Origin of the sequence: Oceanicola granulosus HTCC2516 (assembly GCF_000153305.1) — a bacterium.
Lineage (GTDB): Bacteria > Pseudomonadota > Alphaproteobacteria > Rhodobacterales > Rhodobacteraceae > Oceanicola > Oceanicola granulosus.
This window is the reverse complement of record NZ_CH724107.1, coordinates 1,535,072-1,557,015: the sequence shown is the minus strand read 5'-3', so window position 1 is coordinate 1,557,015 and position 21,944 is coordinate 1,535,072. Positions and strand designations below refer to the sequence as shown.

21 protein-coding genes and 1 tRNA gene are annotated in these 21,944 nt (G+C 71.7%); 11 read left to right on the top strand and 11 right to left on the bottom strand.

The genetic code is table 11. The features are described from left to right. Positions 1-60: 60 nt before the first annotated feature. The 5 genes from OG2516_RS07350 to glmM all read left to right on the top strand — a co-directional run bounded on the left by OG2516_RS07350 (position 61) and on the right by glmM (position 6,763). The gene (locus OG2516_RS07350) at positions 61-2,634 is read left to right on the top strand and encodes a putative PEP-binding protein (RefSeq protein WP_007255007.1); all 2,574 of its coding nucleotides are present in this window, start codon (positions 61-63) and stop codon (positions 2,632-2,634) included. Between the two features lie 143 nt (positions 2,635-2,777). Further along, complete coding sequence (locus tag OG2516_RS07345; RefSeq protein ID WP_245544277.1) at positions 2,778-3,461, top strand: cell wall hydrolase; 684 nt, start codon at positions 2,778-2,780, stop codon at positions 3,459-3,461. A 105-nt stretch (positions 3,462-3,566) separates the two neighbouring features. Next, a complete protein-coding gene (locus tag OG2516_RS07340; RefSeq protein WP_007255005.1) occupies positions 3,567-4,457 on the top strand; it encodes a dihydroneopterin aldolase in 891 nt (296 codons plus the stop codon). Next, on the top strand, positions 4,454-5,410 hold the full coding sequence (gene folP, locus OG2516_RS07335) for a dihydropteroate synthase (RefSeq protein WP_007255004.1): 957 nt from the start codon (positions 4,454-4,456) through the stop codon (positions 5,408-5,410). Before OG2516_RS07340 ends, folP begins: the two co-directional genes overlap by 4 nt. A gap of 3 nt (positions 5,411-5,413) precedes the next feature. Next, positions 5,414-6,763 (top strand): phosphoglucosamine mutase, encoded by a 1,350-nt coding sequence (gene glmM, locus OG2516_RS07330; RefSeq protein WP_007255003.1) that lies wholly within the window; start codon positions 5,414-5,416, stop codon positions 6,761-6,763. Positions 6,764-6,817: 54 nt separating this feature from the next. On the opposite strand, the gene OG2516_RS07325 is transcribed toward glmM, so the two are convergent. The 3 genes from OG2516_RS07325 to ilvC form a co-directional block, all read right to left on the bottom strand. Then, positions 6,818-7,744: a DMT family transporter gene (locus OG2516_RS07325; protein WP_007255002.1), complete on the bottom strand. Its 927-nt coding sequence runs from the start codon at positions 7,742-7,744 to the stop codon at positions 6,818-6,820. A 63-nt stretch (positions 7,745-7,807) separates the two neighbouring features. Next, positions 7,808-8,266: a GyrI-like domain-containing protein gene (locus tag OG2516_RS07320; protein ID WP_007255001.1), complete on the bottom strand. Its 459-nt coding sequence runs from the start codon at positions 8,264-8,266 to the stop codon at positions 7,808-7,810. A gap of 106 nt (positions 8,267-8,372) precedes the next feature. After that, entirely contained in the window at positions 8,373-9,437 is a 1,065-nt protein-coding gene (ilvC, locus tag OG2516_RS07315) for a ketol-acid reductoisomerase (RefSeq protein ID WP_083788480.1), read from the bottom strand. Positions 9,438-9,532: 95 nt separating this feature from the next. Here ilvC and OG2516_RS07310 point away from each other — a divergent pair, with 95 nt between their 5' ends. Continuing rightward, positions 9,533-9,988: an Lrp/AsnC family transcriptional regulator gene (locus OG2516_RS07310; RefSeq protein ID WP_007254999.1), complete on the top strand. Its 456-nt coding sequence runs from the start codon at positions 9,533-9,535 to the stop codon at positions 9,986-9,988. Then, on the top strand, positions 9,985-10,440 hold the full coding sequence (locus tag OG2516_RS07305; RefSeq protein ID WP_007254998.1) for an Lrp/AsnC family transcriptional regulator: 456 nt from the start codon (positions 9,985-9,987) through the stop codon (positions 10,438-10,440). The genes OG2516_RS07310 and OG2516_RS07305 overlap by 4 nt, the downstream gene beginning before the upstream one ends. On the opposite strand, the gene OG2516_RS07300 is transcribed toward OG2516_RS07305, so the two are convergent. Together OG2516_RS07300 and OG2516_RS07295 are read right to left on the bottom strand one after the other, a co-directional pair. Beyond that, on the bottom strand, positions 10,437-11,630 hold the full coding sequence (locus OG2516_RS07300) for a UbiH/UbiF family hydroxylase (protein ID WP_007254997.1): 1,194 nt from the start codon (positions 11,628-11,630) through the stop codon (positions 10,437-10,439). The two genes, OG2516_RS07305 and OG2516_RS07300, sit on opposite strands and share 4 nt — an antisense overlap. 42 nt (positions 11,631-11,672) lie before the next feature. After that, the gene (locus OG2516_RS07295) at positions 11,673-12,311 is read right to left on the bottom strand and encodes a pyrimidine 5'-nucleotidase (protein ID WP_007254996.1); all 639 of its coding nucleotides are present in this window, start codon (positions 12,309-12,311) and stop codon (positions 11,673-11,675) included. A 92-nt stretch (positions 12,312-12,403) separates the two neighbouring features. Between OG2516_RS07295 and OG2516_RS07290 the strand changes: the two genes are divergently transcribed. After that, positions 12,404-13,057: a GntR family transcriptional regulator gene (locus tag OG2516_RS07290; protein WP_007254995.1), complete on the top strand. Its 654-nt coding sequence runs from the start codon at positions 12,404-12,406 to the stop codon at positions 13,055-13,057. Here the strand turns inward: OG2516_RS07290 and OG2516_RS07285 are convergent. Then, entirely contained in the window at positions 13,011-14,918 is a 1,908-nt protein-coding gene (locus tag OG2516_RS07285) for a glycosyltransferase family 2 protein (protein WP_050769117.1), read from the bottom strand. The two genes, OG2516_RS07290 and OG2516_RS07285, sit on opposite strands and share 47 nt — an antisense overlap. Positions 14,919-14,980: 62 nt before the next feature. Continuing rightward, the gene (gene carA / locus OG2516_RS07280) at positions 14,981-16,129 is read right to left on the bottom strand and encodes a glutamine-hydrolyzing carbamoyl-phosphate synthase small subunit (protein ID WP_007254993.1); all 1,149 of its coding nucleotides are present in this window, start codon (positions 16,127-16,129) and stop codon (positions 14,981-14,983) included. A 153-nt stretch (positions 16,130-16,282) separates the two neighbouring features. Here carA and OG2516_RS07275 point away from each other — a divergent pair, with 153 nt between their 5' ends. After that, complete coding sequence (locus OG2516_RS07275) at positions 16,283-16,747, top strand: GatB/YqeY domain-containing protein (RefSeq protein WP_007254992.1); 465 nt, start codon at positions 16,283-16,285, stop codon at positions 16,745-16,747. Here OG2516_RS07275 and OG2516_RS07270 read toward each other — a convergent pair. The 3 genes from OG2516_RS07270 to OG2516_RS07260 form a co-directional block, all read right to left on the bottom strand. Next, entirely contained in the window at positions 16,728-17,642 is a 915-nt protein-coding gene (locus tag OG2516_RS07270) for a hypothetical protein (protein WP_007254991.1), read from the bottom strand. The two genes, OG2516_RS07275 and OG2516_RS07270, sit on opposite strands and share 20 nt — an antisense overlap. Then, a complete protein-coding gene (locus tag OG2516_RS07265) occupies positions 17,639-18,148 on the bottom strand; it encodes a DUF2244 domain-containing protein (protein WP_007254990.1) in 510 nt (169 codons plus the stop codon). The genes OG2516_RS07270 and OG2516_RS07265 overlap by 4 nt, the downstream gene beginning before the upstream one ends. A gap of 129 nt (positions 18,149-18,277) precedes the next feature. Next, complete coding sequence (locus OG2516_RS07260; protein WP_007254989.1) at positions 18,278-19,951, bottom strand: cytochrome c oxidase subunit I; 1,674 nt, start codon at positions 19,949-19,951, stop codon at positions 18,278-18,280. A gap of 206 nt (positions 19,952-20,157) precedes the next feature. Between OG2516_RS07260 and OG2516_RS07255 the strand changes: the two genes are divergently transcribed. Further along, positions 20,158-20,961, top strand: a complete 804-nt coding sequence (locus OG2516_RS07255; RefSeq protein WP_007254988.1) for a DUF4403 family protein — start codon at positions 20,158-20,160, stop codon at positions 20,959-20,961. A gap of 80 nt (positions 20,962-21,041) precedes the next feature. Here OG2516_RS07255 and lipB read toward each other — a convergent pair whose 3' ends face one another. Then, positions 21,042-21,749, bottom strand: a complete 708-nt coding sequence (gene lipB / locus OG2516_RS07250) for a lipoyl(octanoyl) transferase LipB (protein WP_083788476.1) — start codon at positions 21,747-21,749, stop codon at positions 21,042-21,044. 109 nt (positions 21,750-21,858) lie between these two features. On the opposite strand from lipB, the gene OG2516_RS07245 reads away from it, so the two are divergent. Beyond that, a tRNA-Leu gene (locus OG2516_RS07245) sits at positions 21,859-21,942 on the top strand. Positions 21,943-21,944 lie beyond the last annotated feature (2 nt).

The following is a 21,944-nucleotide window of genomic DNA, read 5'->3' as shown; positions in this document are numbered from 1 at the left end:
GCAACTGCACTGTTGCGGCGAATCGCTCGGGGCCTATGTTGACCCCGAAAGGATGCCGCAGTGCAGAAAGAGCGTACCTACGACGAGGTCACCCTCATCACCGTCGACGCCACCATGTCGGCGGCGATCCACGGGGGGCGGGCCAAGTGTCTGCAGCGGCTGGTCCGGCTCGACATGCCGGTGCCCCGCACCGTCGCGCTCTCCTTCGGCGCCGTGCGCCGCATCGCCGCCGGCGAACTGCCCGACCTCGACACCATCCTGCGCCCCTTTGGCCCCGACCCGCTCGTCTCGGTGCGCCCCTCCAGCCAGGACCCGGACTGGGGCGGCCCGGGCGCGATCCTCAATATCGGCATGTGCGACAGCCGCCACGCCGACATGTGCGCCACGATGGGCGAAGCGGCGGCGACGTCGCTCTACCTGCGCTTCATTCAGTCCTACGCCACCGAGGTGGCCCGGCTCGAGGCGGATTCCTTCGAGCTGCCCGACCACCCCGACCGCGCCGCCCTCGCGCGCGCCCTCGCGGCGTTCGAGGACGAGATGGACGAGCCGTTTCCGCAAGACCCGGCCCGCCAGCTCGCCGACGTGCTCAAGTCCATGGCCCGCGCCTGGGAGGGCACTTCGGCGCGGCTGCTGCGCGAGGCCAAGGGCGCGCCCGCCGACGCCGGGCTCGGGCTCGTCGTGCAGGCGATGGCGCTGGGCGTGGGGCAGGGGGAATGCGGCTCCGGCGTCATCCAGTTCATCGATGCCGCCACCGGCCAGCGCCGCATCACCGGCCGCTACCTCAGCCAGAGCCAGGGCCGCGACGCGCTGACCGCCGAGAGCGGCGCGCTCTACCTGACGAAGGACCCGCGCGGCCCCTCGCTCGAGGAGGCGCACCCGGACACCTTCGCCAAGCTCGTCGCCTTCGGCGACCGCAGCCGGGAGCGGCTGCGCGAGGAGATGGAGATCGAGTTCACGGTCGAGGACGGCCGGCTGAAGATCCTCGACGCAGTCCGCGTCCCCCGCTCCAACCGTGCCGCCGTGCGCATCGCCGTCGATCTCGCGGCCGACGGCGTCATCCCGCCCGAGGAGGCGGTGATGCGCATCGAGCCGCAGGCGCTGTCCGAGCTGCTGCACCGCCAGATCGACCCGGGCGCCCCGCGCGACGTCATCACCCGCGGCATCGCCGCAAGCCCCGGCGCCGCGAGCGGGCGGATCGTCTTCACCGCCACCGACGCGCAGGCCGCGGCCGCGCGGGGCGAGTCCTGCGTGCTGGTCCGCCGCGAGACCTCGCCCGAGGACATCCGCGGCATGCACGCCGCCGCCGCCGTGCTGACGATCCGCGGCGGCGTAACCAGCCATGCCGCCGTCATCGGCCGTGGCCTCGGCCTGCCCTGCGTCGTCGGCGCCTCCACCCTGCGGATCGACCGCAAGCGCGGCTGCCTGATCGCCCCCGACGGACGGCGATTCGCCGAGGGCGAGACGCTCACCGTCGACGGCACCACCGGCGACGTCATCGCCGGCGAGCCGCCGATGGTGGAGGCGGCGCTCGACGGGGCGTTCCGCCAGTTGCTCGACTGGGCCGACGGCTTCCGCGACATCGGTGTGCGCGCCAACGCCGACACCCCCGCCGACGCCCAGACCGCGCGCAATTTCGCCGCCGAGGGCATCGGGCTGTGCCGCACCGAGCACATGTTCTTCGAGGGCGAACGGCTCAGCCTGATGCGCGAGATGATCTTCGCCGACGCGCCCGACGACCGCACCGCCGTGCTTGCGCGGCTGCTGCCGATGCAGCGCGGCGACTTCATCGAGCTGTTCAAGATCATGGCCGGCCACCCGGTCTGCATTCGCCTGTTCGACCCGCCGCTCCACGAGTTCCTGCCCTCCGACAAGGCCGGCCTGCGCGACCTCGCCGATATCCTCAACCTGCCGCTCGCCGACGTCACCGCGCGGGTCGAGGCGATGGAGGAATACAACCCGATGCTCGGGATGCGCGGCGTGCGGCTCGGGGTGACGGTGCCCGAGATCTACGAGATGCAGGCCCGCGCGATCTTCGAGGCGACCATCGCCGCCAGCCGCAAGGGTGCGCCGGTGGTGCCCGAGATCATGATCCCGCTCGTTTCGGCGATGCGCGAGGTGGAGCTGGTGAAGAACCGGATCGATGCCGTCGCCGTCAACGTCCACAACGAGACCGGCGCCGAGTTCGACTACCGGCTCGGCGTGATGGTCGAGACGCCCCGCGCCGCCCTGCGCGCCGGCGACATCGCCCTGCACGCGGCGTTCCTGTCGTTCGGCACCAACGACCTGACGCAGATGACCTACGGCCTCAGCCGCGACGACGCCGGTCGCTTCATGTCGGCCTACGTCAGCCAGGGCGTCTACGAGGAAGACCCGTTCCACACCCTCGATCTCGAGGGCGTGGGTGAGCTGCTCACCATCGGCGCCCAGCGGGCGCGCTCCTCGTGCCCCGAGATCATGCTGTCGATCTGCGGCGAGCACGGCGGAAGCCGCTCGGCGATCGCCTTCAGCCGGGCGCGCGGGCTGAACTACGTGTCCTGTTCGCCCTTCCGGGTGCCGGTTGCGCGACTCTCCGCCGCCCAGATCGCGCTCACTGACCGGAACCAGCTGCCCGGTCTTGCGGCAGATCGGCCATAGCGCCCCATATTTTGTGAGTCCCGTGCGCGGTTCCGCTTGACAGGCGCGACATCCCGCCGCGCGCGGTAGATCCGCGAAGCTCGCTTCGGTATAGCACCCGTCGAACGCAGGATCGACTGCGGCAGCTGGATTGAAGAGGGACGATGAAGAATTTGGGACGCACGATGCTCCGTGCGGCCGCCGTGGCGGTCGGGCTGATTTCCATCTCCGCAACTGTCACGCAGGCAGACGCTCTCACCGAAACGCGGCTCCAGGCGCTGCTGGGCGAACAACCGGCGACCGTCGGCATGGTTCCTTCCGTCGACCTCGCGGCGCAGGCGCTGCCGCCGTCCCCCGAAGAGCGCGGCATCGAGGTCGACGCCGCGCTGACCGCCACCGTCAGCTCCCGCAGCGTCGATGCGCTGCCGGTCGCTTCCGGCGGCGCCGAGTGGGAATGCCTCGCCGAGGCGCTCTATTTCGAGGCGCGCGGCGAGGGCGAGCAGGGGCTGTTCGCGGTGGGCGAGGTGATCCTCAACCGTGCCGAAGACCCGCGCTATCCCGACACCGTCTGCGAGGTCGTCAACCAGGGCACCGGCCGGCGCTACGCCTGCCAGTTCAGCTACACCTGCGACGGCATCCCCGAGCACATCAGCGAGCCCGCCGCCTGGCGCAAGGTCGGCAAGATCGCCAAGCTGCTGCTCGACGGCGCCCCGCGCGACCTGACCGACGGCTCGACCCACTACCACACGACCGCCGTCAACCCGTCCTGGGCCAGCCAGCTCGACGCGACGACGCAGATCGGCGTGCACCGGTTCTACCGCTGGCCGCTGCGCACCGCCTCGAACTGAGGGGTGAGCCTGCCGCGCCACCCGCGCGCGGCATTCGCCCCTTGGGCCCTTTCCCCTGCCGGCGCGGCTTGTAGTGTGCGCCTGAAACGAGAGCAGGGGGACTATATGAGCGATGAGATCCGTCAGGCGTTCGGCCATCCGGCCGAGCGGGCAGGGGCGACGGCGGACGGGCCGCTCGACCGCATCTCGCTGCGCGACTACACGGTCGAGGTCGAGATCGGCGCGTTCCAGGCCGAGCGCGACATGCTGCAGCGGGTCAAGTTCAACCTCGTGGTCGAGGTGCTGCCGACCGGCGGCGACCTCGGCGACGACGTTGACAGCATCCTCTCCTACGACCGGCTGATCGAGGCCATCGATCACGAGCTCGCCGCCGAGCGGCTGAACCTCCTCGAGACGCTCGCCGAGCGCGTCGCCGCGCGCATCCTCGCTGAGCCTCTGGCGGCGCGGGTGTTCGTGCGGATCGAGAAGATCGACCGCGGGCCGTTCGACCTCGGCGTCGAGATCGTGCGCTCCAGGGCGGGCGGCGAGACGGCGACGCAGTCCGAGCCGCCCCGCCCCCGGGTGCTGCTGCTCGACAACGCGCTGATCGCCTCCGACCGGCTGGCGGCCGTGCTCGATGCCGAGAGCGGCGAGACGCCGCTGATCGTGGTCGTCGGCCTGCCCGACGCTGGGCGGCCCGGGAGCGACGTGGAGGCGGCGCAGCGGCGCATCGACCTCCTCGCCATCGAGCAGAACGCCTGGGCGCTGGCGGGGCGCGAGAGGCGTTGCGTCGTCGTCGGCACCCGCACCGAGCTCGACTGGGCGATGCGCAACGGCCAGACCTGCGTCTGGGCGCCGTCGAAGATGGTGCTCGACACCTTCGTCGCCGCGCCCGACCCGGCCGACGCCCCGGCGCTCGCCGCCTGGTTCGCCGAGCACATGCACGCCACCGAGCTGGTGCTGCCCAGAGGGGCCGCCCCCGCCACGAGCCTGCCGGTGCGGAGGCTCGCGCCATGATCCCCCGCCCCATCGCCACCACCGGCCCGGGCCTGCCGCTGGCCGGCAGCCGCTCCGCCCGCTTCGTGGGGACCGAGGGCGGCGATCTCTCCGACGCGGACCGCGACCGGCTCACGGCCCTGCGCCCGCCGATCGCCGGGCTGAGCCTCGAGCGGCCGCGGGTCATGGGCATCCTGAACGTCACCCCCGACAGCTTCTCCGACGGCGGCGACCTCGGCGGCGTCGTCGGCGCGGTCGCGCGGGCACGGGCGATGGCGCTCGAGGCCGACATCCTCGACATCGGCGGCGAATCGACCCGCCCCGGCGCCGAAGAGGTGGCCGTCGACGAAGAGATCGCCCGCACCGCCCCCGTCATCCGCGCGATCCGCGAGGCCGGAATCACCACGCCGATCTCCATCGACACCCGCAAGGCTCCCGTGGCCGAGGCGGCGCTCGACGCGGGCGCGGACATCGTCAACGACGTCACCGCGCTGCGCTTCGATCCCGACATGGCCGGCCTCGTGGCGGCGCGGCAGGTGCCGGTCTGCCTGATGCACTCCGTCGCCGATCCCAAGACGATGCAGGCCCACGCGCGCTACGACGACGTGGTGACGGCGGTGTTCGACCACCTCGCGGAGCGGATTTCCGCCGCCGAGGCCGCCGGCATCCCCCGCGAGCTGCTGATCGTCGATCCGGGGATTGGCTTCGGTAAGACACTGCAACACAACTTGAGCTTACTTCGGGCGCTGGCTCTCTATCATGCGCTCGGCCCGGCCCTGCTGGTCGGCGCGTCGCGCAAGCGGTTCATCGGCGAGATCGCCGGGGCCGACGCGGCGAAGGACCGGACGGCAGGCTCCGTTGCCGTGGCGCTTCACGCCGCGGCGCACGGCGCGCAGATCCTGCGCGTCCATGACACCTACGAGACCAGGCAGGCCCTCGCGCTGCACCTGGCGATGAACGAGGACGGCACGTAGACGATGAGGACGCTTTTCGGCACCGACGGGGTCCGGGGGACCGCCAACACCTGGCCCATGACGGCCGACATGGCGCTCAAGATCGGCGCCGCCGCGGGGCGCTACTTCCGCAACGACGGCAGCAACGGCCACCGGGTCGTGATCGGCAAGGACACGCGGCTCTCGGGCTACATGTTCGAGAACGCGCTGACGGCGGGGCTGACCTCGACGGGCATGAACGTGCTGCTGCTCGGCCCGGTGCCGACGCCGGCGGTGGGACTGCTGACCACGTCGATGCGCGCCGATCTCGGGATCATGATCTCCGCCTCGCACAACCCGCACGAGGACAACGGCATCAAGTTCTTCGGCCCCGACGGCTTCAAGCTGTCCGACGCCGCCGAGGCCGAGATCGAGGCGCTGGTCTCCGCCGATCTGGCCCCGGCGATGCCCGGGAACATCGGCCGTGCCCGCCGCGTCGACGACGGCCGCTTCCGCTACGCCGAGCGGGTCAAGGCGACGTTCCCGCAAGGCATGCGGCTCGACGGGCTGAAGGTGGTGATCGACTGCGCCAACGGCGCGGCGCACAAGGTGGCCCCCGAGGTGCTCTGGGAGCTCGGCGCCGACGTCATCCCCGTCGGCACCAGCCCGAACGGCCTCAACATCAACCAGAATTGCGGCTCCACCTCGACGGGGACGGCCGCCGAGACCATCGTCGCCCACGGCGCCGACATCGGCATCTGCCTCGACGGCGATGCCGACCGGGTGATGATCCTCGACGAGACCGGCGCGGTGGCCGACGGCGACCAGGTCATGGCGCTGTTCGCTGACCGCTGGGCGCGCCAGCAGCGGCTGCGCGACGGCACGCTGGTGGCGACGGTGATGTCGAACCTCGGCCTCGAGCGCTTCCTCGGCGGCAAGGGCCTGAAGCTCCAGCGGACCAAGGTGGGCGACCGCTACGTCGTCGAAGCGATGCGCTCGGGCGGCTGGAACCTCGGCGGCGAGCAGTCGGGCCACATCGTGATGACCGACTACGCCACCACCGGCGACGGCCTGCTCGCGGGGCTGCAGTTCCTCGCCGCGATGATCGAGACCGACCAGCCCGCGTCGCGCCTCGCGCGCAACTTCGAGCGGGTGCCGCAGCTGCTGCAGAACGTCCGCTACGAGCCGGGGCAGGACCCGCTCTCCGCCGAGTCCGTGCAGGCCGCCATCACTGCCGCCCAGGGCGACATGGGCGAGACCGGTCGGGTGCTGATCCGCAAGTCGGGGACCGAGCCGCTGGTGCGGGTCATGGCCGAGTGCGAGGACGAGGCGATGCTCGCGCGGGTCGTGGAGAGCATCGTGTCGGAGGTGAAGGCGGCAACGGTCCCGGCCTGAGCGGCGGCCGGGACGCGGGCCCGGCGGCGCCAGGACGCAACCGTAGGCCGGGCTTCAGCCCGGCACCCGCTCCTCCCTTCGGACCCGCCGCGCGAGGCGGCGCAGGCTCGGCCACTGGCTCACGCCGAGGCCGATCAGGATCAGCCCCAGCGCCGCGAAGAACCGGCCCGGCAGCTGCTCCGACAGGACCAGCCAGCCGAACAGCATCGACCACAGCGGCACCTGGTAGTTGACCAGCGTCATGAAGACCGGCCCGGCGCTGCGGATCACCAGCGTGCGCAGCACCACCGCCAGCGCCGTCGGCAGCAGCCCCAGCGCGATGATCGCCACCGTCGGCGCGCCCGGCGCCACCGCCGGCACGCCCTCGAACACCAGCATCGCCGGCACCAGGACCGCCGCGCCGACCACCAGCGTCAGCGCCGCGAGGGCGAACGGATCGATCGGCGGGCAGCGGCGGGTGAGGGTGGAGGAGGCGGCGTAGCAGACCGTCGCCGCGAGGCAGGCGAGCTGGCCCAGCGGCTCGCCGCCCGCACCGAGCTGCGCCAGCCCGGGCCCGATCAGCACCAGCGCGCCGGCAAAGCCGAGCGTGACGCCGCCGAGCTTGCGCAGGCTGAGCGGGTCGTCGGCGAAGAAGTGCGCCATCGGCAGCAGGAACAGCGGGATCGCCGCGATGGTCAGTCCCGCGAAGGCCGACGGCACGAACTGCTGGCCCCAGCTCAGCAGGAAGAACGGCAGCGCCGTCGACGTCACCCCGATGGCGACGATGTAGCCCCAGAGCCGCGCCGAGGCGGGCGGCATCGGCTTGCGCAGCGCCACCATCAGAGCGAGCGTCGCCGCCGCGCCGAGCGTGGTGCGCGCGCAGGCGACGGTGATCGGGCCGTAGCCGTCGAGCGCGATGCGCACGACCATGAACGTGCCGCCCCAGATCAGGCCGAGCAGCAGGATCGACAGCCAGTTAGCGCGGGTGGGAGCTTCGGTCACGCGGGTCTCCGGGAGGCGGCGGGTCGGCCTCTTCGACGCCCCGCGGGGCCCGATGTCAACGGCTCAGCCGAGGCTACGCCAGATCTCGGTGCGCAGCTCGGCCTCCGGAGTCTCCGACGGGTCGTCCACGTAGACCTCCCACACCGGCCAGCCGTGCGGGTGCCCGTCGGCGGCAAGCGCCTCGTCGAGGGCGCGGTGGGTGGCGTTGAGAGTGGCATAGGGGCCGGTATGGACCGTGTGCACCGCCTCGCCGCCGGGCAGCTCGCCGACGCGCAGCGGCGAGCGGCCGGCATGTTCGGGGGTGATGAGCACGCCGACGCGGAAGCGCAGCCGCTCGGGCTCCATGCTCTCGTAGATCGCCATCGGCGGCGACATCACCGCGAGATCGGCGCGGCTCACCGCCTCGAGCACCTCGCGGATGCCGCTGCCCATAGCGGCGGCAATCGCGCCGGCCTCGAAGGCGCAGTCGCGGTCGACGTAGACGTAGGTCTGCGGCTCGAGCGTTCGGGTGTAGTAGTCCATCGGTGGCTCCCCTTCCTTGGCCCTGAGGGGCAAGCTAGGCGGAGCGCCCGCCGCGACCAGTGGCGGCGGGCGGGCAGGGCGCGCCGACGGCGCCCTGCCAGTGGTCTCAGTTCTTGTCCTTGTCGACCAGCTTGCCGGCCGAGATCCACGGCATCATGCCGCGCAGCTTCTCGCCGACCTGCTCGATCTGGTGCTCGTCGTTGAGGCGGCGGGTCGCCTTGAAGAACGGCTGGCCGACGGCGTTTTCCTGCATGAAGTCGCGCACGAACTTGCCGGTCTGGATGTCGCGCAGCACTTCCTTCATCCGCGCCTTCGTCTCGTCGTAAGGCAGGATGCGCGGGCCGGACACGTACTCGCCGTACTCGGCGGTGTTGGAGATCGAGTAGTTCATGTTGGCGATGCCGCCCTCGTAGATCAGGTCCACGATCAGCTTCACCTCGTGCAGGCACTCGAAATAGGCCATCTCCGGCTCGTAGCCGGCCTCGACCAGGGTCTCGAAGCCCATCCGGATCAGCTCGACGAGGCCGCCGCAGAGCACCGCCTGCTCGCCGAACAGATCGGTCTCGCATTCCTGGCGGAAGTTGGTCTCGATGATCCCCGAGCGGCCGCCGCCGATGGCGGAGCAGTAGGACAGGCCGATCTCCATCGCCTTGCCCGACGCGTCCTGGTGGACCGCGACGAGGCAGGGCACGCCGCCGCCCTTGACGTACTCGCCGCGCACCGTGTGGCCGGGGCCCTTGGGCGCCATCATGATGACGTCGACGCCGGGCTTGGGCTCGATCAGGCCGAAATGGACGTTGAGGCCGTGGGCGAAGGCGATCGCGGAGCCTTCCTTCAGGTGGTCATGGACGTACTTCCTGTAGGTCTCGGCCTGCAGCTCGTCGGGCATGGTGAACATGATGACGTCGCACCAGGCGGCGGCCTCGGAGATGCCCATGACCTGCAGGCCCTCGCCCTCGGCCTTCGCCTTCGACGGCGATCCCTCGCGCAGCGCCACGGCGACGTTCTTCGCGCCGCTGTCGCGCAGGTTCAGCGCGTGGGCATGGCCCTGGGAGCCGTAGCCGAGGATGGCGACCTTCTTGTCCTTGATCAGGTTAACGTCGCAATCGCGATCGTAATAGACGCGCATGGGGTTGTCCCTCCTGTCCGTGCGTTCGATGGCGCGCACCATACGCAGCCTTGCGGCGAAATCGAGTGTCGGGGCAGGTGCATATTTAGGGCCAGATGAAGTTGCTATTCGCAGACTGGCCGATTATCGCGATTATCATGCTCGACGACGTGGACCGCCGCATCCTCCGCCAGCTCCAGGCGGACCCGACCCTGACCATGCCCGAGCTCGCCGAGCGCGCCCGCACCACGCCGGCGCGCGCCGCCCGGCGGGTGGAGCGTCTGGAGGCGGAAGGGGTGATCCGGGGCCGGGAGGCGGTGATCGACTGGGCGGCGCTCGGTTTCGCGGTGCATGTCTCGCTGCGGATCACCGTGGACAAGGCGGCGCCGCGCGCGCTCGACGAGCTGATGGCGGCGGCGCGCAAGGTGCCGGAGGTGGTCGAGCTGCAGACCTTCCTCGGCCGCGTCGACCTGCGCCTCGCGGTGCTCGCGCGCGACATGGGCCACTACCAGGAGGTCTACCGCGACCGCATCCTGACGCTGCCCCACATCGCCGACATCGAGGCCCTGCTGACGCTCTCGGTGGTCAAGGACGCCGACGAGGTGCCGGTGTGATCGCGCTCGACGAGATCGACCGCCGGCTGCTCGGGATGCTGGTGCAGGACGCCGGCCAGAGCGCGGGCGCGCTGGGGCGGCGGGTCGGGCTGTCGCAGCCGGCCACGTGGCGGCGGCTCCGGCGGCTGCGCGAGGCGGGGATCCTGCGCGGCCAGCGGCTCCGGCTCGAGCCGGGCAAGCTCGGCTTCGGGGTGACGGTGTTTCTCGGGGTGAAGCTGTCGCGCAAGGCCGGCGTCAGCCTCGAGGCGTTCGAGCGCGCCGTCTCGGGCATCCCCGAGGTGCAGCGGGTGGAGCACGTGCTCGGGCTCTACGACTACCGCCTGCGGGTGATCGCGCGCGACCTCGCCGATTTCGAGCGGGTGCTGCGGCGGCGGATCATGACGCTGCCGGGGATCGGCGACGTGGAGGCCAACGTGCTGCTGACCGAGGAGCGCTTTCCGGGGCCGCTCTAGGTGGCGTCGGCTCCGGCGCCGAGGCCGAGCTGCATCAGCGTGCGCCGGACGGGCCGCAGCCCCCAGAGCGCTTCGATCCCGCGCGCGCGCAATTGCTGCAGGCCCGGTGCGCCGGCGATGGAGGCCCGGTTGAGCGCGTCGATCCCGGCGAGGCGCAGCAGGATGTCGGGGTGGCGGGTGCGGTGGTAGCGATCGAGCATCTCGCGGCTGCCGAGCGTCTCCGGCGCGGCGCGGGCGAGGTCGAGCAGGCAGCGCAGGTCGGCGAGGCTCATGTTGAGCCCCTGTGCCCCGATCGGCGGCAGCACGTGCGCCGCCTCGGCCATCAGCGCGGTGCGCTCGGCGCTCATCCGCTCCGCCACCCGCGCGATGATCGGCCAGCTCGCGCGCGGCGCGGCGAGCGTGAGGGCTCCGAGCACGCCCGCCGAGCGCTCTGTCGCCTCGGCGATGAAGGCGGGCTCAGCCAGATCCAGCAGCCGCCGCGCCTCGGGGCCGGGCACCATCCAGACGACGGCCGAGCAGGGGCGGCCCTCGTGGTCGGGGAGCGGCACGAGGGTGAACGGCCCGCCTGTGCGGTGGATCTCGGTGGAGATGTTGTCGTGCGGCGCGGCGTGGGTGACGGCGAAGGTGATCGCTTTCTGCCCGTAGCGGATCGTGCGCGCGCCGATGCCGGCGGCGGCGCGCACGGGGCTGTCGCGCCCGTCGGCGCCGAGGACGAGGCGCGGGCGCAGCCGGGTGCCGTCGGTCAGGGTGACGAGCGCCTCGTGCGTGCGGGTGATCATGCGCGCGAAGCCGGTGCCGGAGCGGAAATCGACGCCGGGCAGCGCCTCGAGCCGCGCCAGCACCTCGCGCCGCATCAGCCAGTTGGGGACGTTCCAGCCGAAGGGCGCGTCGCCGAGCTCCTGCGCCTCGAAATCGCGCGCCACGGCGCCCCCGGCGTCGACGATCCGCATCGTGCGCAGCGCCGTCGCCTCGGCAGCGAGGCGCGGCCAGATCCCGGCCTCCTCGAGCAGCGCGCGGGCGGGCTGCAGGAAGGCGGTGGTGCGCAGGTCGGCGCCGGGCGCGGCGGCGTCGGTGACCGGCGGGGCCGGATCGACGCAGACCACGGAGAAGCCGGCGCTGCCGAAGGTCGCGGCGGCGACGAGACCGGCGACGCCGCCGCCGGAGATCAGGATGTCTGGGCGCTCGTTCATGGCGCGCAAGCTAGGGCCGCGGCGAGGGCGGGGAAAGGCCGCTCAGACGAGGCGCGACAAGAAGCCCGTCAGATCGTCGGTGTGCGCGTCGATATGGGCGCCTTCCGCGGGGGCGGGGCCGACGAGGACGGTGCGCATCCCCATCGCGTGCGGCGCGGCGAGGTTGCGCGGGACGTCCTCGAACATCGCGCCCTCGCGCGGCGGCAGGCCGTCGAGCGCGAACACCGCCTCGAAGGCCGCCTGTTCGGGCTTGGGGCGGAAGTTGGCGTGCTCGATGCCGTAGACCGCGTCGAACACGCCGGCGAGGCCGCGCGCGGCGAGCACCCGCTCGGCGTAGGGTCTGGCGCCGTTGGTGAAGACGACACGTCGGCCGGGCAGGGCGCGGATCGCGGCGGCGAGGGCCGGGTCGGGCTCGAGGATGGAGAAGTCGATGTCGTGGGCGTCCTCGAGGAAGGGCATCGGGTCGATGTCGTGCTCGGCCATGAGGCCCGAGAGGGTGGTCCCGTGGCGCGCCCAGTACTCGTCGCGCAGGGCGTCGGCGGCGGCCTCATCGATGTCGAGCAGGCGGGCGACGTAGCGCGCCATGCGCCGCTCGATCTGGTCGAACAGGCGGGCGGACGGATCGTAGAGGGTGTTGTCGAGGTCGAAGACCCAGGCGCGGACGTGGGAGAAATCGGGCATGCCGCCTTGTGGCGCGGCAGGCGCGGCGCTGCAATGGCTTGCCGCGGGGCGGCGGGCGGGCCTATGATCGCGCGACGGAAACGGGAGGGGCATTGGCGGTGTCCAGAGCACCTCAGAAAGACGCCTACGGGCTGATCCTCGACGCGATCGACACCGGCATCTACAAGCCCGGCGACCGGCTGGTGGAGAGCGAGCTGGCGGAGCGCTTCGGGGTGTCGCGCACGCCGATCCGCGAGGCGTTGCAGCGGCTCGAGACCCAGTCGTTGCTCAAGCGCGACGGGCGCTCGCTCATCGTCGCCGAGCTCGATCACGGGCAGCTCTCCGAACTCTACGTGGTGCGCGGCGAACTCGAGGGGCTGGCCGCGCGGCTTGCGGCGCGGCACGCGACGCCCGAGGAGGTCAAGGTGCTGCGCGAGATGCTCGAGGCCGACCACGCGCTGATCGGCGACCCGGACGCCATGGCCCGGGCCAACCGGCGTTTTCACCGCCAGATCCACCTCGCCAGCCACAACCGCTTCCTCGTCCGCCAGCTCGACCTCGTGCACCGCTCGATGGCGCTGCTGGCGACGACCTCCATCGCCGCCGAGGGCCGTTCGCGCGAGACGCTGCGCGAGCACAGCCGCATCGTCGCCGCGATCGAGGCGAGCGACGGTGACGCGGCCTACAACGCGCTGCGCGACCATATCTCGCGCGCCTACGTCACGCGGCTGAAGCTCGACGCGCGCGCCGTGGAGGCCGCGGAGTAGGCCCGGCCCGGGCTGCGGCGGGGGGCGCGGGATCGGTGAGGACGCCGTGGGCGGTCTTGTCCCAGTAGAACGGTCGCACCGCCATCTCGGCGAGCGCCTTGTAGACGGCGAGCGTGGCGAGCGGGAAGTAGAGCATCAGCGTCGGCGCCCACGGCGCGAGCCAGCCCTTTCCGGCGCGGCGGGCGGAGACGACCGCGATCAGCAGGTTGACCGCCTCCGACGCCACGAACAGGCCGCCGATCAGGAGCGCGAGCGCGGGCGGCACCATCGCGGCGACGGGATGTCCGACGCCGAGGGCGAGGGCCCAGAGCGACCACAGGACCGGCGCGAGGACGAACTGCGCCACGGTTCCGAGGAAGAGCACCTGCACCGACAGGAACCGCGCGGCGCCGAGCTGGCGCCACAAGGTCAGCGGGGCGCGCATGTGCACCGCGTAGGTCATGGCGTAGCCCTTGAGCCAGCGCGAGCGCTGCCGCACCCAGGGCAGGGCGCGGCCGTTGGCCTCTTCCTCGGTGACGCTGTCGATCAGCTCGACCCGGTAGCCGTGCCGCGCGAGGCGCAGGCCGAGGTCGGCGTCTTCGGTGACGTTGTGGGCGTCCCAGCCGCCGAGCGCTTCGAGGGCATGACGGCGGAAGAACAGAGTGGTGCCGCCGAGGGGCACGACGAGGCCGAGGCGCGACAGGCCGGGCAGCACGCTGCGAAACCATGCCGCGTAGTCGAGCGCGAAGCAGCGGGTGAGCCAGTTGGTGCGCACGTTGTAGAAATCGAGCGCGCCCTGCAGGCAGGCGACCTCCGGCCCGCGGCGGGCGAAGCGGGCGACGACCTTGGCGACCTGGTCGGGCGCGGGGGCGTCCTCGGCGTCGTAGACGCCGATGATGCTGCCGCGGGCGAAGTCGAGCGCGTAGTTCAGCGCGCGCGGCTTCGTCCTGAGGGTGCCGCGCGGTACGGTGATCGTGCGCATCCAGCGCGGCAGGCTGGTGCGCGCGAGGGTGTCGCGGGTGGTGGTGTCGTCGGCCTCGAGCACGAGGCAGACGTCGAGCAGATCGCGCGGGTAGTCGAGCCGTTCGAGCCGGTGCACGAGGTGGCCGGCGATCTCGCGCTCGCGCAGCAGCGGGACGAGGAGCGTCACGACCGGAAGGGACATCGGCATGACGCTCGGCTCGTCGGCGGCGGGGCGGCAGCTGGCGGCGAAGGCGGCGAGCTTGAGCAGGGTGGTGAGCAGCACCAGCAGCGTCGCCAGCGCCACCGTGCCGAGCAGCAGCGCCCCCGGCGCGAGGGCGGCGGCGCCGGCGGCGGCGAGCGCGGTGAGGGCGGTGAGCGCGGCGGCGCGGCGCGGGCGCCAGGTGCGGCAGCTCTCGCTGGCGGCGGTGCGGCTTTCGGCGCGCTCGACGAGGGCGGGGGCGGCGCGCCTGAGCAGCGCCTCGATCAGCCGGTCCTGCCGCGCGACGGCGAGCCGGACCGGGCCGAACAGCCGCTCGAGCCGGGGCTGGTGGCGGGCGAACTCCTCGGGCCGGGCCGAGAGCACGAGCGTGCAGCCGCCGAGCCGCCGCCAGGGCAGCAGCCGCTCGCGCAGGCAGACCTCTGGGCCCAGCCGCGCGACGAGGCGCGGATCGCAAGGCGCGCGGACCGGATCGACGACGCGGGTGCCGTGGAGCGCCGCCTCGGCCTGCGCGATCTCGCCGAGGCCGATATCGTGGCGCACATGCACCGCGTCGGCGAAGCGTCCGTCGTGGCGGCGGATGTCGCGCTGCGTCTGGCGTAGCACGTGGGCCGCGGCCGCGCCCGTCGCCGCAATTGCCTGCACGAGGCCCGCCGCACGTGGATCATCGGCCGGCCGCAGCCGCGCCGGTAGTGCCGTCATCCCTCGCCTCCGCCTCAGCTCGCTTCCGATTCGAGCATAGGCGGGCGTCTCTTAAGGTGGAGTTAAGCGGCGTCCATCGCCGCCGAGAAGCGGTCGAACAGGTAGGCGCTGTCCTGCGGGCCGGGGCTGGCCTCGGGGTGGTACTGCACGGAAAAGACGGGCCTTTCCTCCATGCGGATGCCGCAGTTGGAGCCGTCGAACAGGCTCACGTGGGTTTCGCGCACGCCCTCGGGGAGCGACTGGGTGTCGACGGTGAAGCCGTGGTTCATCGAGGTGATCTCGACCTTCCCCGTCTCCTTGTCCTTGACCGGGTGGTTCGCGCCGTGGTGGCCGTGGTTCATCTTGACCGTGCGCGCGCCGAGCGCCAGCGCGAGGATCTGGTGGCCGAGGCAGATGCCGAAGACGGGCATGTTCGAGCGCTCCAGCACCTCGCGGATCGTCGGCACCGCGTAGACGCCCGTCGCCGCCGGGTCGCCCGGCCCGTTCGACAGGAACAGCCCGTCCGGCGCCAGCGCGAGGATGTCGTCCGCTGTCGCCGTCGCCGGGAGCACGGTGACGTCGCAGCCCGTGGAGGCGAGCGAGCGCAGGATGTTGCGCTTGGCGCCGTAATCGATGGCCACGACCTTGTGGCGCGGCGCCTCGAGCCGGCCGAAGCCGTGGGGCCAGGACCACTTGGTCTCGCTCCAGCGGTAGGATTGGGCGCAGGTCACCTCGCGCGCGAGGTCGAGCCCCTCGAGGCCGCGGAAGGCGCGGGCCTTCTGGACCAGCGCGTCGATGTCGAACTTGCCCTCGGGATCGTGCGCCAGCGCCACGTGCGGCGCGCCCTGGTGGCGGATCGCGCGGGTCAGCCGGCGGGTGTCGACGCCGCCGATGCCGATCCGCCCGCGCCGCGCCAGCCACGGCGTCAGCGCCTCGGCGGCGCGCCAGTTCGAGGGCTCCGTAGGGTCCCACTTCACCACCATGCCGGCGGCGACCGGGTCGGCGGTCTCGTCGTCTTCCGGATTGACTCCGACATTGCCCACGTGCGGGAAGGTGAAGGTCACCACCTGCCCGGCATAGGAGGGATCGGTCATGATCTCCTGATAGCCGGTCATCGCGGTGTTGAAGCAGAGCTCCGCCGTCGTCTCGCCCACCGCGCCGAAGCCGCGTCCGTAAAACAGCGTGCCGTCGGCGAGGGCGAGACAGGCGGTGGGGCGGAATGCGTCGGTCATGTCTCGTTCCCCTGCGGCCAAATCGTGCGCGTCGTATGTCCCGGCGGCACGGGGGTCAAGGTCTGTCGCGCGGTTGTCACCTCCGGCCCCGGCCTCTATGATGCGGGACTGGGATTGCGCCAGCTTGCGGCGCGTCGAATGGGACACTCTGACATGGACATGCGTAGCCGCCTCTCCGCGGCCCTCAAGGACGCCATGCGCGCCAAGGAGGCCGATCGGCTTTCCACGCTCCGCCTCATCTCCGCCGCCATCAAGGACCGCGAGATCGCCGCCCGCACCGGCGAGGAGGGCGCGACCGACGGCGTGAGCGACGAGGAGGTCCGGGCGATCCTCGGCAAGATGGTCAAGCAGCGCCGCGAGAGCGCACGGGCCTACGAGGAAGCCGGACGGCTCGACCTCGCGGGGCGCGAGATGGCGGAGATCGACGTGATCGAGGAGTTCCTGCCGCGCAAGCTCGACGCCGACGAGACCGAGGCAGCGGTCAGCACCGCGATCCGCGAGACCGAGGCGACCTCGATCCGCGACATGGGCAAGGTGATGGCGGCGCTGAAGGCGCGCTACACCGGGCAGATGGATTTCGGCAAGGTCGGGCCGATGGTCAAGGACCGCCTGGGCTGAGGCCGAAGGCCTCGCCGATCCCGGCGAGGCGGTCGGGGTCGTCGATGCGGTAGCGCTCGACGAAGCCGGTCTTGAACGACACCCGCCCGCGGCGCGCGCCGAAGTTCTCGCCGTGGTTCAGCTCGTAGAGCACCGAGGGCCGAGACAGCGCGCTCAGCGGCCGGCCGGCGAGGCGGGCGAGATAGGGGAACATCCTGTGCTCGTGGCGGGTGGCGGCGGCGAGGAAGGCGGTGTCTTCCGGCGCGCCGGCGAAGGCGAAGGCGGCGCAGCTCCCGCAGAGCTTCCAGAACGGCTTGCGCAGCGGCGCGCCCGGCCGGCGCGGCCCGGCCAGCGCGATGCGCCCGCGCGCCACGTCGCGCACGTAGCCCGTCTCGACCAGGTACCCCCCAGCGGCGCGGCGCGCGCGCATCTCGGCGACGGCGCCGGGGTGGAGCAGGTCGTCGGCGTCGAAGGGCATCGCGTAGCCCTGGGGCGCGGCCTCGGGCAGCGCGGCGCAGAGGCGGGCGAGCTTGTCCCACTTGTCGTTGCCGGCGATCTCGTCGGAGAAGGGCAGGAAGGTGACGCGCCCATCGAGCGCGATGTCCGGGCGGTCCTGACCGCAGACCAGCGCCTGCCAGCGGCCGTCGGTCTGCGCGGCGAAGCTGGCCAGCGTCCGCGCCAGCCGCGCGCTCACAGCCTCCCAATCGCCCACGTGGTGCCGCCCCACGAGCGGCACGAGGAACACCACCTCCGCCGGCTCCGGCGCCCGCGCCGGCCGTGCCGCGCGCAGCCGCAGGGCCGCGGCCTCGGCCGGGCCCGGCGCGCCGGTGCGCAGCGCCGCCTCGGGGCCGCGCAGGGCGGCGGTCAGCAGCCGGCGGGCACGGGCGCTCTTGGGCGTCGCGGGGGCCTGGCTCATGCGGGATCGGCGCGCAGGGTGCGCAGGGCGCGGTCGAGGTCGTCGTAGAGCGCCTTGCGCTCCTCGGGCGACAGGAAGGCCCCCAGCTCCACCTCGCGCCCGTTGCCGCGCAGGGTGAGGTAGTCCTCCACCGGCCCGCCCTTGGCGTGCAGCCGCAGCTCGACCCAGTAGGGGTTCGCGTCCCAATCCTGCCTCGGCCCGCGCGGGTTGTGGCGCGTCAGGCTCATCCGGTCGGGCCAGAGGCGCAGCTCCTCGAGGATGCTGCCGTCGCGGTAGCTCCGCTCGATCCCCCACCAGAGCCCGGCGATGGCGGCGGCGAGGAACGGCAGCAGGCCCCAGAGCACCGGGCTGCCCAGCACCGCGATCATCGGCAGCGCCAGCAGCCCCGCGGTGACGCCGATGAACGTCACCATCCCGCGCCGCGGCAGCGAGCGGTAGGGCCACAGATGCAGCTCCGCCTGCGGCGCCCCGGGCGCCTCGACGGGCGCGGTCCATTCGTAAGGCATGAGCGGCGCGTCCTCCGTTGCGGAGGAAGATAAACGCGCGGGTCGCGGGGTAAAGGCGGTGCGGCGTCGCGGGGCGGGCGCCTGCCCTAAAGAAGAAGCCCCGGCGCGGGGGCCGGGGCTTCTGCTGATCTAGTGAGCGTGGTGCTTGTCCCAGTCGCTCTGCTTGGGGAGCGTCTCGAACGTGTGCTCCGGGGGCGGGGTGGGCAGGGTCCACTCCAGCGTGTCGGCCCACTCGTTCCAGGGGTTGTTGGCGAACACCGTGCGCGGGGCCAGCAGCACCTTGAACAGGATCACGATGAAGAACACGAAGCTGGCGAAGGCGAGGAACGCGCCGAGCGACGAGACCATGTTCCAGGTGGCGAAGGCCTCCGGGTAGTCGATGTAGCGGCGCGGCATGCCCTGGCGGCCGAGGAAGTGCTGCGGGAAGAAGGTGATGTTCGCACCAATGAACATCATCCAGAAGTGCAGCTTGCCGGCCCATTCGGGGATCATCCGGCCGGCCATCTTGGGCAGGTAGAAGTAGATCCCCGCGAAGATGCCGAACACGGCGCCGAGGCTCATCACGTAGTGGAAGTGCGCCACGACGTAGTAGGTGTCGTGATAGGCGCGGTCGATGCCGGCCTGGCTCAGCACGATCCCGGTGACGCCGCCGACGGTGAAGAGGAACAGGAAGCCGAACGCCCAGAGCATCGGCGTCTTGAACTCGACCGAGCCGCCCCACATCGTCGCGATCCACGAGAAGATCTTCACCCCCGTCGGGACCGCGATCACCATCGTCGCCAGCATGAAGTAGCTCTGCTGGGTCAGGCTGAGGCCGACGGTGTACATGTGGTGCGCCCAGACGACGAAGCCGAGCACGCCGATCGCCACCATCGCGTAGACCATCGGCAGGTAGCCGAAGATCGGCTTCTTGGAGAAGGTCGCCACCACGTGGGAGATGATCCCGAAGGCGGGGATGATGATGATGTAGACTTCCGGGTGGCCGAAGAACCACAGGATGTGCTGGTAGAGGACCGGGTCGCCGCCGCCTTCGGGCTGGAAGAACGTGGTGCCGAAGTTGCGGTCGGTCAGCAGCATGGTGATCGCGCCGGCGAGCACGGGCAGGGCCAGCAGGATCAGCCAGGCGGTCACGAAGATCGACCACGAGAACAGCGGCACCTTGTGCAGCGTCATGCCCGGCGCGCGCATGTTGAGAAACGTGGTGATCATGTTGATCGCGCCGAGGATCGAGCTCGCGCCGGAGACGTGGACGGCGAAGATCGCGAGGTCCATCGACATGCCGGCCTCGGAGGTCGACAGCGGCGGGTAGAGCACCCAGCCCACGCCGGAGCCGAGCTGGCCGTTGCCGCCGGGCGACAGCAGCGAGGCGAGGCCGAGGCCGACGCCGGTGACGTAGAGCCAGAAGGACAGGTTGTTCATGCGCGGGAACGACATGTCCGGCGCGCCGATCTGCAGCGGCATGAAGTAGTTGCCGAAGCCGCCGAACAGGGCCGGGATGACGACGAAGAACATCATCAGCACGCCGTGATACGTGATCATCACGTTCCACAGATGCCCGTTGGGCGTGCACTCGCTCTCGGCGGCGGGCCAGAAGCGGGCGCCTTCCTCGCACATGTACTGCACGCCGGGCGTCATCAGCTCCATGCGCATGTACACGGTGAAGGCCACCGCGATGAACCCGACGAACCCCGACACGAAGAGGTAGAGGATGCCGATGTCCTTGTGGTTGGTCGACATGAACCAGCGCGTGAAGAAGCCCCGCTGGTCTTCATGCTCATGCCCGTGAATGGCGGCGTCTGCCATGAGGCTCTCCCCGTATGTCCAATGATGCGGCCCTGCGGCGTCGAGTCGACACTGCCCGCCCCGTTCATGGCCTTCTAAGACCTCGCCACGGGCAGGGCAAGAAACCGCGCACGCTCCGGCGCGGGCATTTTGGCGCAGGGGGCGCGGCGGTTGACCTCCGGACCCGGCGCGGCTGTTGTCGTGCGGGCGAGGCTGGCGGAGGCGGGATGATGCGGATGACGGCGATGGCGGCGGGGTTCGCGGCCCTGCTGGCGGCGGGCACGGCGGGGGCCGAGACACTGGCGCAGCGGCTGGCGGGGCCGGGCAGCCACGTGGCGGCGACGGTGGCGCTGCCCTACGAGGCGCTGACGCTGCTGATCGGGCAGGATGTCGAGGAGGTCTATACCGGCCGCGCCGTCGACATCTCGCGCCGGCTCGACGACGACCGCGTCGACTGGACCGCCCGCCTCACCGGCCTCGCCACGGGGCCGGACGGACCGGAGGGGTTCGTCGTCTCCGCCACCGCCGAGGGGCGGGCGGAGGTGACGGGCCGGCTCATCGGCCTGCGCCTCGACGAGACGCTGCGACTTCGGGTCGGGGTCGACCTCGTGGCGCGGCCGCAATTCCGCGAGAACTGGACGATCGCGCTCGACGTGCTCGGCGAGGCGACGGTGCGGCGGGCGGAGCTGAGCTTCTTCGGCGTCGACATCGACCTGCGCAGCCGGCTCCAGCCCGGGCTCGACGACGCCTTCGAGGCGGGGCTCGAGGAGCAGGTGGCCCGCCTCGCCGAACGCCCGGTGCTGCGCCGCGCCTTCCGGGGCGTGTGGCGCGACGCCTGCAGGGAGGTCGACGCGCTGGACGGGCAGGGGCGCTTCCGACCGACGGCCATCGCCGTGACGCAGCCCCGCTTCGGCGACGACGGCATCGAGATCGCGGCGGTCATCACCGCGGACCTGCTGCTCGGCCCGCGCGCCGAGGCACCGCCTTGCCCGCCGCTGCCGGCGCGGCTGGAGCTGCTCGAGCGCTCTTGATAATCGTGCGGGGTCGGGAATGACTGCCGCTGGGCCGACGTCATGCACACGCAGAGCGGTCGCGACATGGAGCCTTGTCTTCAGGCCTCGACCGCCGTGCCGGGTCCAATGACCACATCAAACGTCCGGCGCAGGGCCACGTCCACGTCGGCCATCGTCACCGGCAGGCCGAGGTCGACGAGGCTGGTGACGCCGTGTTGGCGGATGCCGCAGGGGACGATGCCGGAGAAGTGCTCGAGGTCGGGGTCGACGTTGATCGAGATCCCGTGGAACGACACCCACTTGCGCAGCCGGATGCCGAGGGCGGCGATCTTGTCCTCCGGCGGCGCGCCGTCGGGCCCGAGCGGCTTGTCCTCGCGTACCACCCAGACCCCGACCCGGCCCGCGCGCCGCTCGCCGGTGACGTTGAACTCCGCGAGCGTCGCGATGATCCACGCCTCGAGGCTGGCGACGAAGGCGCGCACATCGCGCCCGCGCCGGGCGACGTCGAGCATCACGTAGGCGACGCGCTGGCCGGGGCCGTGGTAGGTATATTGCCCGCCGCGCTGGCTGGCATGGACGGGAAACCGGCCGGGATCGACGAGATCGACCGGGTCGGCGGAGGTGCCGGCGGTGTAGAGCGGCGGGTGCTCGAGCAGCCAGACCGCCTCGTCGGCGGTGCCCGCGCGGATGGCGGCGGCGCGCGCCTCCATCTCGGCGACGGCCGTCTCGTAACCGGTCAGGCCGGGGCTGACGATCCACTCCACCATGTGCCTCTGCCTCGCTGTCGATGCGCCTGCGGGTGACATAGGCGCGCCCTTGCCGCCAATGCCAGAGCGCCGCTGCGGAAAGAGTGATTTTTGCCCTTCACATCGCCGGAGCGACTCGGTAGAGACCGCCGCACCAAGCCTAGACAGTGCGGTCGTGGCGGAATTGGTAGACGCGCAGCGTTGAGGTCGCTGTGGGGTAACTCCCGTGGAAGTTCGAGTCTTCTCGACCGCACC